General features: G+C 60.6%; 2 protein-coding genes. One reads left to right on the forward strand and one right to left on the reverse strand.

Going from position 1 to position 1,130, the window contains the following annotated elements:
• Positions 1–256, reverse strand: a 256-nt coding sequence (locus tag LNV23_RS23845; RefSeq protein ID WP_263565239.1) for a hypothetical protein, incomplete at its 3' end; no start/stop codon positions are given.
• A 143-nt stretch (positions 257–399) separates the two neighbouring features.
• Here LNV23_RS23845 and LNV23_RS23850 point away from each other — a divergent pair.
• Complete coding sequence (locus tag LNV23_RS23850) at positions 400–999, forward strand: DUF4304 domain-containing protein (RefSeq protein WP_263565240.1); 600 nt, start codon at positions 400–402, stop codon at positions 997–999.
• The last annotated feature ends 131 nt before the right edge of the window (positions 1,000–1,130 follow it).

A 1,130-nucleotide genomic window follows, 5' to 3' on the forward strand; every position in this document is an offset into this window, starting at 1 on the left:
TCGTCGCGTGCCAGTTAGCTTCAACGTTATGCAGCAAGCTAAGCAACGCTTGAAGATACGTTTTCGGTCGGGCGTTCGCCTCGGCCACGCGGAGCAATCTGCCGTGATCCTCTCGGAGTCGGGCTGCAGTCGCTCCGGCCCAGCTTCCGGCCGCCGTGATCTTGCCGGTCTTGGCCAGGCTGATCGTTCTCCTTTCTTGGTTCGCCGCTACCTGCGCAGCGAGAACCGCGCTTGCCGCCTCAGCCGATCGCCTCATGGGTACAGCTCCAGTATGCTGCCTGCCACTTCCACCGCAGTGCCTTCGATTTGGCTCTGCATAACCGGTCGCTCGAGCCGATCGCCTGCGGCGTCGGCTCAGCTTCAACGTTCGGCGTCATGAACGAAGCAGCTCCTCCGCGCTTGGAACTGGCCCTCAAGCAGCACCTTGCACCGCTCCTGCGAAGCGACGGGTTTTCAGGAACCGGGCGCACCTTCCGCCGTGTGCGAGATGGGTGGATTCAGGTGATCGGGGTTCAAGGCTCCAGGCATGGCGGGCAGTTCGCGATCAATCTAGGTTTACAGCCCTTGTCTGTCGCTCATGTGCTCGGAGAGTTGCCAGATCCCAAGAAGATCACAGACTCGCTGTGTGAATTTCGGCGGCGGCTGACAGCCGATGGATCGGATCAATGGTGGTCGCATGGTCAGTCACAGGAGAGCATGAATCAGGCCGCCGAGCAGGCTGCCGCTGTGTACGTCACGGTCGGTCGGAAGCTCCTCGCATCTGTCAGCGGGCCGCAATCACCGTTTGAGCAAATCAGTCCTGAAGTCTTTGCGCGTAGCACGGAGTCCTTCGTCGGATTTGGCTCCACTCGGGTAAGAATGGCCCTGGTTCTGTCCCTCTTGCGTCGCAGCCAACATCGATTTTCTGAGTCGGCGGCATTTGCTGAGATTGGCTTGGGCGATGTCGGCTCAGCGGCCGGACTTCGGCCCAAGCTGGAAGAGCTGGCGGCGGGAAAATGACGCCGAACCAGTCGCTCGAGCTGACTCGCAACGGCTGGTCACTTCAGGCCCTCATTTCATTCTGGGCCTTGCGTGCCCAGCCGCTGCTCGCGGCTCAGCTTCAACGTTGAGGCTGTAAAAAAACTCCCCAC

The organism is Kinneretia sp. DJ1R-11, assembly GCF_025717595.1.
Lineage (GTDB): Bacteria > Pseudomonadota > Gammaproteobacteria > Burkholderiales > Burkholderiaceae_C > Paucibacter_A.